12 protein-coding genes and 2 pseudogenes are annotated in these 13,330 nt (G+C 44.1%); 4 read left to right on the top strand and 10 right to left on the bottom strand.

What is annotated here, in order from left to right:
• The first annotated feature begins 5 nt into the window (after positions 1–5).
• The 4 genes and pseudogenes from AC0L66_RS08585 (at position 6) to AC0L66_RS08570 (ending at position 5,165) form a co-directional block, all read left to right on the top strand.
• Positions 6–1,249: pseudogene (locus tag AC0L66_RS08585) on the top strand (type VI secretion system protein).
• Between the two features lie 345 nt (positions 1,250–1,594).
• Positions 1,595–3,115 carry an ImcF-related family protein gene (locus AC0L66_RS08580; RefSeq protein WP_473569131.1) on the top strand — a complete coding sequence of 507 codons (1,521 nt, stop codon included), beginning with the start codon at positions 1,595–1,597 and terminating at the stop codon, positions 3,113–3,115.
• On the top strand, positions 3,112–4,260 hold the full coding sequence (locus AC0L66_RS08575; RefSeq protein WP_473569129.1) for a type VI secretion IcmF C-terminal domain-containing protein: 1,149 nt from the start codon (positions 3,112–3,114) through the stop codon (positions 4,258–4,260). The genes AC0L66_RS08580 and AC0L66_RS08575 overlap by 4 nt, the downstream gene beginning before the upstream one ends.
• Positions 4,261–4,510: 250 nt before the next feature.
• A pseudogene (locus AC0L66_RS08570) lies at positions 4,511–5,165 on the top strand (lytic transglycosylase domain-containing protein).
• Positions 5,166–5,544: 379 nt separating this feature from the next.
• On the opposite strand, the gene AC0L66_RS08565 reads toward AC0L66_RS08570, so the two are convergent.
• From AC0L66_RS08565 to AC0L66_RS08520, 10 genes are all read right to left on the bottom strand, one after another.
• Positions 5,545–6,240, bottom strand: coding sequence for an OmpA family protein (locus tag AC0L66_RS08565; RefSeq protein WP_473569128.1), 696 nt, complete (start codon positions 6,238–6,240; stop codon positions 5,545–5,547).
• A complete protein-coding gene (locus AC0L66_RS08560) occupies positions 6,168–6,482 on the bottom strand; it encodes a flagellar motor protein MotB (protein ID WP_473569127.1) in 315 nt (104 codons plus the stop codon). Before AC0L66_RS08560 ends, AC0L66_RS08565 begins: the two co-directional genes overlap by 73 nt.
• Positions 6,483–6,493: 11 nt before the next feature.
• Positions 6,494–7,366: a flagellar motor stator protein MotA gene (motA, locus tag AC0L66_RS08555; RefSeq protein ID WP_265673023.1), complete on the bottom strand. Its 873-nt coding sequence runs from the start codon at positions 7,364–7,366 to the stop codon at positions 6,494–6,496.
• Entirely contained in the window at positions 7,354–8,061 is a 708-nt protein-coding gene (locus AC0L66_RS08550) for a sigma-70 family RNA polymerase sigma factor (RefSeq protein ID WP_473569125.1), read from the bottom strand. The genes motA and AC0L66_RS08550 overlap by 13 nt, the downstream gene beginning before the upstream one ends.
• Before the next feature lie 7 nt (positions 8,062–8,068).
• Complete coding sequence (locus tag AC0L66_RS08545) at positions 8,069–8,503, bottom strand: flagellar basal body-associated FliL family protein (protein WP_473569123.1); 435 nt, start codon at positions 8,501–8,503, stop codon at positions 8,069–8,071.
• A 2-nt stretch (positions 8,504–8,505) separates the two neighbouring features.
• Positions 8,506–9,858, bottom strand: a complete 1,353-nt coding sequence (locus AC0L66_RS08540) for a flagellar hook-length control protein FliK (protein ID WP_473569122.1) — start codon at positions 9,856–9,858, stop codon at positions 8,506–8,508.
• 2 nt (positions 9,859–9,860) lie between these two features.
• Positions 9,861–10,193 (bottom strand): hypothetical protein, encoded by a 333-nt coding sequence (locus AC0L66_RS08535; protein ID WP_473569120.1) that lies wholly within the window; start codon positions 10,191–10,193, stop codon positions 9,861–9,863.
• The gene (gene fliS / locus AC0L66_RS08530; RefSeq protein ID WP_265673028.1) at positions 10,177–10,581 is read right to left on the bottom strand and encodes a flagellar export chaperone FliS; all 405 of its coding nucleotides are present in this window, start codon (positions 10,579–10,581) and stop codon (positions 10,177–10,179) included. The genes AC0L66_RS08535 and fliS overlap by 17 nt, the downstream gene beginning before the upstream one ends.
• Positions 10,582–10,597: 16 nt before the next feature.
• Positions 10,598–11,920, bottom strand: a complete 1,323-nt coding sequence (fliD, locus tag AC0L66_RS08525; protein WP_473569119.1) for a flagellar filament capping protein FliD — start codon at positions 11,918–11,920, stop codon at positions 10,598–10,600.
• Positions 11,921–12,014: 94 nt separating this feature from the next.
• Positions 12,015–13,202, bottom strand: coding sequence for a flagellin N-terminal helical domain-containing protein (locus tag AC0L66_RS08520; protein WP_473569118.1), 1,188 nt, complete (start codon positions 13,200–13,202; stop codon positions 12,015–12,017).
• Positions 13,203–13,330: the final 128 nt, after the last annotated feature.

Here is a 13,330-nt window from a genome sequence, read left to right as displayed (position 1 = left end):
TACCCATGTCAGATGAGAAGACAAAGACAAAAAAGAACCACAAGCCTCTTATTCAAGGGCTATCTAGCGGTTTTATCTTGTGCCTTGTGATGACAACTGCGCTGTGGTTTACGCCTGCGCTCAACAGCTACTTGCTCATTGCTGTGATCACTTGCCTCGTGCTTTCTACCGTTCTGGGACTTATCGTTTTTTGGATAAGCCAAAAAAATCAACATAAAACGGATGAAGAATCAAACAAGAGTAAAGCCTTGGTCACCCATCGCTGTATGCTGCTTAAGAAACACTTCTTTTCTATGCTTAAAGTGCAAAAAAACAACAAGCGTTTACAGAGCCGTTATGACCTACCGGTGTATCTTTGGTACAGCGACGCGCCGACACAGGATAAAGGTGTCATCACTCAAATGGGTTACGAAGCTTATCGACTGGATGAATTTGGTAACGATATTGAGTTTCCTATCTTATTTTGGCTAAGTGAACACTCTATACTTATTTCAATCAGCCAAGGGGACGATCAGCATCCGGACTATATTAAGACCCTAATAAGGTGCTTGATGACATGGCGACCAAGACAAGCAATCAATGGTTTGCTTTTAGCGACTAATGCCGAATTGTTACTGGGGCAAAAAGCGCTAATTAAACAACGCTCTGATCAACTTAAAAGTGATTGTACAAAGCTTAATCGCCTTCTAGGATTATCGGTTCCTACCTATGTTGTCGTTACTCAAAGTGGTGCAGTGAGTGATTTCTGCCAGTACTTCTCCGGCTTTGATGATGCAAGACGAGAGGAGGCATTTGGCGCAATGATGCCCTATAGAAAACATGGTGGCATTGATGCAGACTGGTATAACTTCGCATACGATAGCCTCATTGGTCAACTCACAGCTAATATGACCAACGCACTATCCGGGCAACTTAACCTCGACTATCGAAAATCAATCGCCAGTGCCCCATTTCAATTTGGTCTACTGAAACAGAACTTCTGGTTAATGTTAAATCGGCTATACGGACTTAATCAACTCGGTGAAGGATTGATGTTTCGGGGTTTTTCTTTACTCACGACGCCAGTCATGATGAAGAAACCGATATCTTGGCGGCGACAATAAGTAATGACTTGGGGAATGAGTACTATCACCCTAAAGAGAGCCAAGCTATTCAACAAGTGTTGTTCTCTCAACACCTCATGACCCACGTATTGTTACCTGAACAACTGCTCGTTGGAGTGAATCGGAAAAAGAAAACTGGCTGCTGACATTACAAGCTGGCTATACACTAGCGTGTTTAGGGCTACTCCTCACAACACTGACAATAATCAAACTCGATTTTGACTTTCAAAGTCACAGGGAAGCGCGTGCTGACACCTTATTAGAGCGCTATAAAGAAGCCATTGCTGCGTCACCATATGATATTGAAAATCTTGCTGACAATGTCCCAAACTTGTACTCATTGCACAACATTTATCAGCTGTATCATCAAGCTGAACCTTGGTACGTGCTACCTTTTATGCCTTCCTCAAGTATTAAAAACGAAGTAGAGACTGCTTACTTCGCCGAGTTACAGGCCGTACTGATGCCTTCTTTAGAAAAGTCGATTGCTAATGATCTCATTCGTATATGTTAATTTAGAAGAGCAAGCGACTACCCTGTCACTACTGAACAGTTATCGCTTACTTTTTGACGCCAACAAAAAAAATACCGAAGAACTGGATGCCTATTTTGTTCACTCTCTAGAGGCTCAGAACTCTGGTTCCGCCTCCACAATTATGCAGCTCAAAGTCTTACTTGATGATGCGTTTAATCGTGGTTTGGTGCCGCTAAATGCGAACTCTAATCTCGAGCAACTTGCTAAAGGTGTCATCAATCGTTCTGGCATTGAAACACTGCTTTATCAACATATACAAAACCTACCCTTATTTACTAAAAGAATTGATATTCGCAGCGAACTTGGCAGCAATTTCGGGCAGTTATATAGCTTTGAGCCTGGTTACGTTGGTTATCTTGTGCCTTTTTTGTATACGCCTAACGGTTTCATTGAACTCGACCTTTCTGTTGACTCACCATTACTCAAAGAAGCACTGTCCGCCTACTCAGGAGTGGCGGGAAACGCACCGAGTGCGCTAGAACTTTACCGAATTAGTCGCGATTTAAAGCAAATGTACCAAAATGATTACATAAACTATTGGAAAGACTTTATTAATAACGTCTCTATGAAATGCTTAGTCAACGATACGACGGTATTAAGCCAAACGGTCAACCTGCTCTCTAACGCCAGCAATAACCCACTAACAAACTATTATTCAGTACTGAGTAAGTATACAAACGTCACGCTACCCAGTGAAACGTCGGCGAAAAAAACCAGTACCCCCTCCTCGAATGCGAGCTCAAATAGCGGTAATAATGCAGACGAAACTCAAGCGTCAAGCGAAATCAACCCAGCACTTATAGAAGAACAAGATAAAATTGAATCAGCACGTATGATTAATGCTAACTTTTCCAGTTACCTCGACTATGTCACGCCTGCAAAAGATTCAATAAAGCCCATCGATACACTGTTAGCCAAAATTACTAAGCTCAAAGTTTGGCTTGATTCCTTTTACCAATCTGAAAATGCAAGGAAACTCGCTTTTGATACCCTCGCAAAGCCAATGCAAAGTAGCAATCCCATTGCCGATTTAGAAACCAGCGCAGATCAACAACCTGCATTAGCCAAACAACTGGTTACCTCTTTAACCCAGCTAAGTAACGATTCGATCTTGTCGCTTGCCCATGAATATTTGAACAAGCAGTGGAAAAGCGCCGTTATTCAAACCTATCAAACCAGTATTGCTAGTTATTATCCTTTTGATAATAACTCAAAAACTGACGCGAGCATTGCTGACGTTCAAGCCTTCTTTTCTTCAAAAGGGGTATTCGCCAACTTTGAAAACCAATTCCTCACCCCCTTTTTACAACCTGCTGAAGGCTCCCCTTATTTACCCGGATTCTTACCAAGCTCTGGGCTAATGATCTCCCCAGAAGTTTGGACAATGTCAACAAAAGCTGACCAAATTCGTTCGGCTCTCTTTCTCGCAAACCGGACATTGTTTCAGTCAACTTCCAACTCAAAGCCGTTGACATGAGTGCGTCTGTTACCGAATTCATCATTTATAATGATCAGCCCTTGTTCACTTATCAACACGGGCCTTCTTTATGGAAAAGCATGAGTTGGGAGGGTGAGCAGCAAGCTGAAGACACACTAAACATCGAGCTCAAAAATAATGTCACATCATTAGCGCGTCAAAACTTTAGTGGTAACTGGAACTGGTTCCGCCTCATTCACACGAAGACTGTAAAAACGGCGAATCAAGGTGCCGAAATTTCGCTGGGTGACAGCAGTAACGCTGTCACATTAACGATTAAGACTCAAGGGCAGGTTAATCCTTTCGCCCCGAACTTTTTACTGATTTCAAATTACCAGCGGATTTATAATATGGCGTTACTGTCGCTTAATGACGCAAACCTAAAGGCATTAATTAGCAGCCTTGCCGACGAGTTTAATGATGATCCAAAATGGTTATCTCAGGAGGTTTTTCGTTGGCACCACAAGAAAATAGGCTGGCTTAAAGGGCGGTGTATTACGGCGACGAACACCGAACAAACGATATACACTAGACTGAGTAAAGAGCAAGACCTAGATGCGCTATGTAACCCAAAGCGTGATGCGATACATAATGCCCAAAATAGTACCCAACACACTAGTGCTCCAAAGGCTATCTACAAAAAAGAACATCTCCATTTATCTTTCCTTCATTGGATTCATGGCGACACCCTTTCAAATGAAGTGAGGCAAGGGAATGTCCAACATCCATGGCTGCAAGACATAGAACAATCTCTAGCGCGTTTGCACAGTAGTGGCTTCATACACGGGGACATCAAACCAAACAACATTATCATTGGTCGCAAGCAGGCTCACTTAATTGACTTTTCAACCGCCATGCCCATTGGGCAGCACTTTAAGCACCTACCCTTTGCCGCCACTTCACCCTCTTATTCCTCTCCACAACAAAAAACATTGCAAGGACGTGTTTGTCCTTCTGATGATTGGTATGCACTGGCATTGACGCTCTGCGCCTCATTTAAAAGCCACCCTTACTATCCACGTCATAGCACACCAAGCTCGCGTGCCATTGCCGACCATTCCAATGCTTTTCAGCTCCCAGCCGAACTGCTAGTAGCTCGATATCATATGATCATTCGTAATAAGCTGCGTGCCTACCATCAGTGACAAGTAACCTAGTAAATGCCCGCGGACTCCCTATACTGTTTTATCAAGATGCTGTTTCATGAAAATACTGTTTCATGAAGATTTAAATGGTTAAGCGCGTATGGTGGATATGATTCAACAAATGACGACACCTGCTGACAGTCAAGTCGCCCAACTCACTCGTCCGTCACAAACGTCAAGTGCCAACAATCGGCGCCAGTTAGCGTGGTATCGACTGGCTTTCCTGTACATCATACTATTTACTCTCTTGATGGCGTATCACCCATTTAGTCACGCGCAATATCGACCGCCAGAACGATTAATTGCACCACACCTAGTTAAACTTACCCCTTACCAGAAACAAATTTTAGACAAATTTACTCAGTTCGAACCCTTAGTTTCGTCTATTTTTCAACAGCTGGAACAACGCGCACTACCTGACCATTTGGTTCTCATACCCATGCTAGAATCATCATTCAACCCCAACGCTGTCTCACATGCCAATGCCGCGCGGTTTATGGCAACTCATGCCATTAACGGCGCAACGTTTTGGGTTAAAGGTCAGTACAAACAACGACCAACGCTTCGATATTGCGGCAAGCACGTCAGCCGCACTACAATATTTATCGTTCTTACATCATAAATTTGGTGGCGACATAAGTTTAACTTTAGCCGCTTACAATGCAGGGGAAGGACGTGTTCAGCGTGCGATAAAGCGGGCAGGTAGTACACAATTTTCACAGTTAACATTGCCGCAAGAAACCGTGAACTATGTCCATCGTTTTTATGCCCTTCAGCGGCTGGTCAACATTTCTGAACTGAAGTCAAAGCCCTCTGCAGCATTCATGCTCTTTGTCACCGATCAGCAATGGCAAAAATCGCCACTGATTAATCTCTCCCCACTACCGCCATTAATTTCGCTCTAAATTCGTGCTCTGTTAGAAGTGTTATCGATTGTCCTACCAGCCTTCATTCACCAAAACAGTGTTAAGACAACGATACTACAACCCAAAAACGTGGCAAAACAGATGGGAATGACAAGATGCTTGTCTCGCTCAAAAGAAAAGGAAGCCCGCAGGTTGATGAACGACAAAGGTGACAAGCAAAATATTATATAGCGCGAGTAATATACCGATGATAAACACATCTACATACAGAAGACTCGTTACCAAATAGACATAAAAACCGATTAAGCAATAATCAATGACGACAAGCCATGCTAAACACTTTCGCACGTTGATAAACTTTTGCATCAAATTAGTCATAGCGGCTCATTACCTCAAATGAGGTTACTCGGCTGGTTTTTTAATGCTTGTTGTATCGCTTCGCGCTTTCTTTTTCTACCTCTGGAGATAACTGCTGCTGAGTGAGTGGGGCTTGTTTTTCTCTAACGTCTGAGGGCAGGTTAGCATCTGGGAGGAATACGGTCTTATAAACATCACTCAGCTGACTCAGCGTTTCGGCGGTGAGAATATAGAGTTCGATACGGCGATTAATAGCAGCTTTAGGGTTGTTGATATCCACTGGTGCAGTATCACTCATTCCTGTGACTTGAAAGATATGACGCTCTTGTAGCCCTCCGCGGTCCAGATAATATCGCGCACTATTGGCACGGTTGCTCGATAACTCCCAGTTAGTCATGCGGCTACCTTTATATCGACTCGCATCCGTATGACCAGTAATAATCATCTTGTTTTCAATACGCTGTAACAGCTTAGCCAGATTCAACAAAAGATCTTGATAAAATGGGGTCACTTTAGCCCCTCCCCGAAAGAACATCGGTCCTTTGTCAGAATCAGCAATCACCAACTTCACTCCTTGCGGGGTGACCAAGACACTCACACTCCCCAACCCATCCACTCCAGCAATATCTTGTTCAATTCGCTTTGCCAACACCTCGAGTTCTTGTTGGCTATTGAACTCCCCCTCTAATAGTGATGTGTCGTTAATGCGGTGCAGTTCTGCATCGTAATGAGAGGTAGCAACATGAGGAAGCGGCAAAGGGTTGATCGAATTACCTCCACTTTCCACCATGCCATGGTGTTGAATTGGATCGTTCCCATAAGAGAAGTAGTTGAGCAGTTTTTTTGGTCATCAACATCGACCACCTGAAGTATCCACAACACTAAAAACAAGCACATCATCGAGATCATAAGATCCGCCATCGCCACCTTCCAACCGCCATGTTGCAATGGATCTCGTTTCTTTTTGCCCTTTTTAGCAATAATGATTTGTTGTTCCATACGTGCCTCTATTAACCTGATGAAGGTTGTTGTCTTAGCACATCAACCGCTTTCTCAAGCTCAACAAATGACGGCTTGTAGCGGGTCTCTATATTCTTCCTTCCAGCATTCGCGCACATATGAGCAGATTGCCCTTGAGCGTAAGACGATAGAATGGATTTAACGCATTGCAGTGGAGCAAGCTGATTTTCAGATATATCCTTAATGCTGCTCGACAAGGGGCCTAATACACAATAGCAACCAAACACCCCTGTGAAGGTTCCGACGAGGGCGGCGGCAATATTTTGTCCTATTTCACTGATCTCGCCATCCAAGCCTTGCATCGTAAGAATGATACCCATTACCGCCGCTAAAATGCCCAAACCAGGCATCGCTTCCGCAGTGGCGTGGAGCTTTTCCGATGGCTTGGTATATTCATCGTCCAGATGTTCAATTTCTTCTTCAAGAAATGCCTCAAGTAAATGATGCGATTGTTTACCGGTAATCACTTGTCGAAATGAATCAATAATAAATTGTGTGGTTAGTGTATCCCGCGTGATCTGTGGGTATTTCAAAAATATCTTACTTGATTCTGGGTTTTCAATATGAATATCTAACGCTTTAATATTTTGTACACGCGCGATATTAATCAGCTCAAACATCAACGATAACAACTGCTGGTAATAATCCTTATTATAGGGTGTAGCCCGAAAGGAAATGCCTATTTGCTGTGTCATTAATTTTAACGTACTAGAAGTGGTCGACATTAATAAGCTTGCGAAAGCCGCACCAAAAATAATAATAATTTCCGACAGTTTGAAAATGAACTCAAATTTACCACCCAAGTAAATAAAGCCCCCAAAAATGACGCTTATCACAACAATAACACCAATTATCTTTTGCATGCGCCACTCTCCTTCATTCTGCTTTTCAGAATGTCCAAACCTCTATGTTTTATCCGATGCACCTTTATTTCGTTAATATCTAGGACTTGTGCCACTTCTTTGGTGCTCAGATTTTTCACGTACACAAGATACAACACCCGCTTTTCTCGTTCTGGCAACGTTTCTAGCACTTGCCGCACTTCACTTAGTAATACATCTCTATCGGTATCACTGGCTTTACCCATCACGGAATCAAGCTCAATGTCGTCCATCACATCCACCAGCATCATTGCCTGTTGAAAGTCATCATTTTGAATGCCAAGGTGTCTGCAAATTTCATTTACGGCGGGCTCTCTACCGAGCAGTTGCAATAACTCCCTTTCCGCTTTTTTGATCTTATTAACGAGCTGACGCTTATCTCGCTCCATGTAATCTCGGCGACGAAGTTCATCAATAATTTCGCCTCGGATACGAACGGCAACAGCACGTCGAAAATCATCATTGGCGACATGATCAAATTTTCTCAATTCAATCACTAACGTCATCATGGCGGTTTGCTGTAAATCTTCAAACGTCCCGTTATCTACCACATAACGATATTGATATAACAGGCCATTGATTAGCTTTATATTTTCCTGCAACACCAAGTTTTCTAACGCTTGCAGACTTTCTCTGTCATGAGTTTGGGTATGTTGATAACGTGGCTTCATTAACATAATGAACCTACTGAAACACCGCTTTTGTCACTAGAACTTCGTCCACTTGTAGTGACGGTAATTCATCTAACTCGTCTTTTAAATCATCTTGAATGACATAGATAAACTGTTTGTTATGAAAATATTCCGCGTTCTTCACACTGAACTTTTTGATAATTCTATTTTTAATGACACTTAATTGATGGTGTAGGTATGCGCCATTTTTCTTAGGGGTATAAAGTGAGATATCCAGTAGCAACAAACTTTGTCTTTGCCCTAAATTAATCGGCACTAACACATTATCCACTTGAATTTCAGTATGCTCGACCAACTCTGGCTCTGGTTCGCTTGGGCTTAACCACGCCGTTATTGATGCTACCGTTAACACGTCGTTTTGATACAACACAAAACCCGATACGGACAACGCAACCGCCACAATAAATGTCACTACTATCTTGATCATCACTACACCCTCGCAATATACACGCGGTATTCACGTAGTACTTGAGCGTTTTTCTCTGTAGATTCAGCAACCTCATGGATTAAGTCATCGTAATCTTTACCATTACCGTACTCAGACTGACTATTTTTATCCTGACCATGCTGTTGCCATTCGTTTTGCTGCAAGTCCTGTTGTCGCTGTGCCTGTTCTTGCAAGAGACCTCGCATAGACTCTTTGTTTGCTAAGGCAATATTGACTTCATTTAGCGCATTGCTTTGCTGAATCAGATCTGCCCTTAAGCGATCGGACGTTGCAATAATCGCTTCTCGCGTTAATGTTGAACTGGCGCTGATTTGCACTGTCAGCTTGTCACCATCAACACGAATGATCATATCCACCTTACCTAACTCAGGAGGGTCAAAACGTATTCGAACCGTTTGATTCACACTGTCATATTGCAGCTGAATTTTGTCTCGAATAACGTGAGAGATCTGGCGTTGAGCCTCTGGTGTCAATGGCTTTTCTATTTCTAATGAAGGCGCTAATAACCGAGTCATGGTGCTTTCCAACATGGAATAACTCGAATCCATGCCCGATGTAAATATCGGCGCTGTCGCCAACGTAAATTCTGGTTTTACTGGCGTCGTTTGAGTCGCAGCCCCCATAAACGGCTGCCCTCTTAGTGCTGAACCATAATACCCTTCAGTCAGCCCACGCTCTGCTCCCCCCGCATTACCAGTTGCTACGGTTTGCGCCAATTCATCTTGATGACCTTCAACCCTGGCTTTCCACTCTGCAGTCAATGGATGACTTACGGCGTTACTTCTCGAGTTCGAATACTGCAATCCATTCGTTGCTATCGCAATATAGGGCAATTGGCTATGGCGAGAGACTTGCTGTAACGCAGATTCAGCCAGCTCAATTACGGAGTTTCCAGAATGGCTATTTGGCGTATAGCTTTGGGGAAAATACGTACTGGAAAGAGACAGTGAGTCCGCCGATGCTAGACCTGTCGCTCTAGAAAGCTGATCACTGAGCAAGGCGAGACGTGTGGGAGAAGGTTGACGCGGGGCACTATCATCAGACACTCCATGTTTGTCCATATGGCTTAACTGAGGCGCCACATCAAGCGATAGGGTATGACTGACGCCGTCTATACCCAGTGAGCCGGAGACTTGTTGCAGCACAGAAAAGAGACTTTGAAACGATTGTGCCAGCGGCGTCATTCTTGTCTCACCAAGTGTGTGTGTTTTCATCCCGATAACAGAGTCTTGATGGGCAGACGTAAGTAACGCGTTGTCTTTAACTGACTCACCTATTTCAGCGATTAAGCGAGAAAACGTGGCGTCACTTTGTACTTTCGTGTGCAAATCCATTGTTATTCCTCCACCCTAACTTGGGTCTTGGTATAGGCTTTATCTCGATTCCTCAAACACATATTATGAGTCAGACGCTGTCTAAGGGCCGCTTGTTCCGTTTCTACCAACGCCCGACACTTTTCATGTTCTTGACGCAATTTAACCACTATCGGTAGCAAGTCAGCATCATGCTGGTCGATGTTCGGTAATATCTGCTCCACCAGCTGATTGAGTTTTGCTATTTCAGTAAAATCCCGTTTCAGTATGGCCGCTTCAAACTTGGAGACCATAACCTTCAGGTGCTTTGGCGAGATAGTGACTTTAGTGCTTGGACTCTTATTGACGGCTTTCATCCAGCCACTCCATCGCCCCTTCCCAGCCTTCTTTCAAATCGACGATCACCACAATCAACTTATCAATCAGTTCACCATTCATCTCTTTGGAGGCTTCAAACACGGTCGCTATCCCATGCTCATACAAGGCATGGATGTTCTTTATCAGCTCCTCTCCACTAGAGAGATCTAAGGAAGCATCTAAACCCACGAATATATCAATCGACTTTTGAGACGCTTTGGATTTAAGCTCCAAATCCTTATGTTCAATGGCGTACTTAACGCTTTCCAATTCTTGGATTAAGCGCTCGTGAAGCATGCAGATCAGCTCAAAACTTGAAGACACGGAGGCATTAGCACTCACTTGCACATTGGCATAATTCGCTTGTTGCTGTTTCCCTAAAAGCATTTGAAACACTCCTTACTTAAACAGTAAATAACCCAGAAACTGAATCCAATTGACTACCGAGTGAGTTCAGTTGAGTAAATTGCGATAAATATCGGTTGTAATAGGTTTCGTAGCGGCTATCCAATACCGATAGTGCGTCATTAATACGGGATTTCTCATCATCTAACGTATCAATTCTGCGGTTTAATGAACCACTAGAAAAGTCGATGTAGCTATCAAGTTTGCTGGTAAAGCTGGCAAACACCCCCTCTTCACCGGTAAAAATCTCTTCAATATCTATGGTTTCTGCTGCTTGCTCAAAAGCCGTTCTGTCCAACGACAACTTGCCATCACGATCGATCTCAATACCTAACTCAAATAACCGCGTACCACCGTAATCGGCTCGGATAACATTGCCCAACTGATAACTGATATTTCTAATCGTGCTATCCGATGCAAGCACGCCACGTACAGCGTCTTCTCCGCCTGTCGCGGTAAGGCTTGCTATCTCTGAAACCGCATTGTTATATGAATCTACAAATTCTTTAAGCGCGTCCATCGTTGCGCCGAGGTCGTCACCAATCCGCAAGTTAGTCGCGTCATCACCAGTGCTATTGGCTTTAACGACTGTAAGATCCACGCCTTCCATCAACGACTCAAATTGGTTGGTAGTACTGGTTAATTCTGTGCCATGTTCGCCGCCAATCGCTAGAATTGCATCTTGGGCTGTTTTTATTGGCGCGGCACTGGCTAACGCTATATCACCATCCCAACCACTAGCAGCGTCGGCCGACAAAGTGAAAGAAGCATTTGCGCCTTCATTATCGGATGCAAATAACACTTTCATTGCCCCTTGAGACTTCACTAGCGTTGCTTGTATCGAATCGTCAAACTGGTCATTAAAATAAGTGACAAATTCGCTGTAAGTAACATCCCCACTCGCGTCACTATCGGCATCCATAATATTTAAGTCGGTGGTCACACCATCTTGTGTGACAGAAAAAGTGCCTGCTGATGCCATCACATCATTTGGGTCAGTCGATTTGGCATCCACCACTACCTGATGGGTTTCCGCCATCTGTTTAACAAAGACATCCAGATCGATATCATCCACGCCAGACGACACCGACAAAGTCACATACTCATCACTCGACGTAGTCGTGGCGGTCTGTGTGAGTCCTGCACCCGCTTTGGTAAAGTCATAGATTTTGTCATCCAACTGTTGTAGCGCGGTCTTGACTTTGCTGATTGCCGACGTCTGCGAAGTAATATTCGTCAACTTTTGGTTATAACGCAGCTCAAATGGCTGGACATCTAAACTCGCGAAGTTACTGGCAAGCTGCACGGCATCGACATTCATACTCTCCCCCTACGTTGTGATATTTCTCTCTAGATTACGCCTCTACGCTTTGAGTAAGGAGGGACAACCCAACCCTCCAGAGCACTCAAGGCATTTACCCCAATAGGCTCATAGCCAGTTGCGGCACCATTTTTGATGCGCTTAACATCGATGCGCCTGACTGCATTAGCATTTGCGCTTTACTCATGTTTCCTGATTCTGAAGCAAAATCGGTATCCATGATTCGGCCTTTAGATGCTTCTAGGTTTTCCGTCATGTTGCCAAGATTGGTGATGGTATGATCCAGTCGGTTGATGTTGGCACCGAACTGGGCACGCGCCGCGCCTAAATCATCAATGAAGGTCGCCATAGTCGCCATTCCGGCCGTTGCACTCGCCTGGTCAGTTAACCCTGCACTTAATGCTGTCACACTCGCATAGGTCGAGGTGCCTAATGCCACACCTGACGCACCAGCTACGTAATTGCCATCCGTGTTACCAACTATTTCCGCTGTGACACTAGCCGCAGCAGCCGTTTCAACGGCCGTTAAATCCGCAACCGCCGTACCCACACCCGCATCCGCTTTTGCTTTTAAATCCGAATAATCGGTATAAGATCCAAACGTACCGCTAGCAGTAAAATCTGTACCATCGCTCAGTCCGCTGGTCGTTGTCGCAGAAGCAGCAGTGGCCGCAAACAAGTCAAGTTCAGACTGATAGTCAGATTCAGCTTGTGATTTCAACGCACTAATATCAGAAAGAATATCAAACTGACCGAGTGTGTTACCCACAGCCGAGAGTTGCCCTGCAAGATTAACGTCTAACGTTTCGCTGGCGGTTGAACCAATTTGGAAAGTAATTTGGCCTGATGTGAACGAATCAGCCCCAGCCAATAGAGAACGTCCACCAAAGTTTGAGTTGTTATAAATATTTTGTAGCTCAGCACCTAACTGACCATACTCGGTGTTCATTGCCTCGCGGTCCGCACTCGTCACAGTACCGTTGGCTGCTTGAGTCGCTAAGTCATTCATCCGATAGGCGATATTGGTCATTTCTTCCATTGCACCTTCGGCTGTTTGCATCATTGATATCGCGTCTTGTGAATTCCTCATCGCCACGTTCAAACCACGGCTCTGAAGGTTCAGTCGATTAGCAATCTGTAACCCTGCCGCATCATCTGCTGCCGAGTTAATACGAAAGCCTGTAGACAGTTTTTCTAAGGACTTTGATAGTGAAGCATTGGTTGACTGCAATGTATTTTGCGTCACCAAACTCGCGTAGTTAGTTTGTACTGAAATACCCATCTGATGTTCCCCATCTGTGTTTGCTGTTCACTAACTGCTAACGACAGAGGAAAAATTCCATTTCATCTTTTTTCAAAAAAAACTCACTTAAAATGTAAATTGCAAGTATCAAAAGTGAGAAGTGGTTG

The organism is Vibrio sp. GJ43-1, assembly GCF_055808835.1.
Note: the sequence above shows the minus strand (reverse complement) of the source record. Positions and strands in the feature narration are given on the sequence as shown.

What these genes read in the sequence shown, in the direction of transcription:
- AC0L66_RS08580 (WP_473569131.1), top strand. Translation starts at nt 1,595, where the DNA reads ATGATCTCATTCGTATATGTTAATTTAGAAGAGCAAGCGACTACCCTG.
- AC0L66_RS08575 (WP_473569129.1), top strand. Translation starts at nt 3,112, where the DNA reads ATGAGTGCGTCTGTTACCGAATTCATCATTTATAATGATCAGCCCTTG.
- AC0L66_RS08560 (WP_473569127.1), bottom strand. Translation starts at nt 6,482, where the DNA reads ATGGAACAACAAATCATTATTGCTAAAAAGGGCAAAAAGAAACGAGAT.
- motA (WP_265673023.1), bottom strand. Translation starts at nt 7,366, where the DNA reads ATGCAAAAGATAATTGGTGTTATTGTTGTGATAAGCGTCATTTTTGGG.
- AC0L66_RS08550 (WP_473569125.1), bottom strand. Translation starts at nt 8,061, where the DNA reads ATGTTAATGAAGCCACGTTATCAACATACCCAAACTCATGACAGAGAA.
- AC0L66_RS08545 (WP_473569123.1), bottom strand. Translation starts at nt 8,503, where the DNA reads ATGATCAAGATAGTAGTGACATTTATTGTGGCGGTTGCGTTGTCCGTA.
- AC0L66_RS08540 (WP_473569122.1), bottom strand. Translation starts at nt 9,858, where the DNA reads ATGGATTTGCACACGAAAGTACAAAGTGACGCCACGTTTTCTCGCTTA.
- AC0L66_RS08535 (WP_473569120.1), bottom strand. Translation starts at nt 10,193, where the DNA reads ATGAAAGCCGTCAATAAGAGTCCAAGCACTAAAGTCACTATCTCGCCA.
- fliS (WP_265673028.1), bottom strand. Translation starts at nt 10,581, where the DNA reads ATGCTTTTAGGGAAACAGCAACAAGCGAATTATGCCAATGTGCAAGTG.
- fliD (WP_473569119.1), bottom strand. Translation starts at nt 11,920, where the DNA reads ATGAATGTCGATGCCGTGCAGCTTGCCAGTAACTTCGCGAGTTTAGAT.
- AC0L66_RS08520 (WP_473569118.1), bottom strand. Translation starts at nt 13,202, where the DNA reads ATGGGTATTTCAGTACAAACTAACTACGCGAGTTTGGTGACGCAAAAT.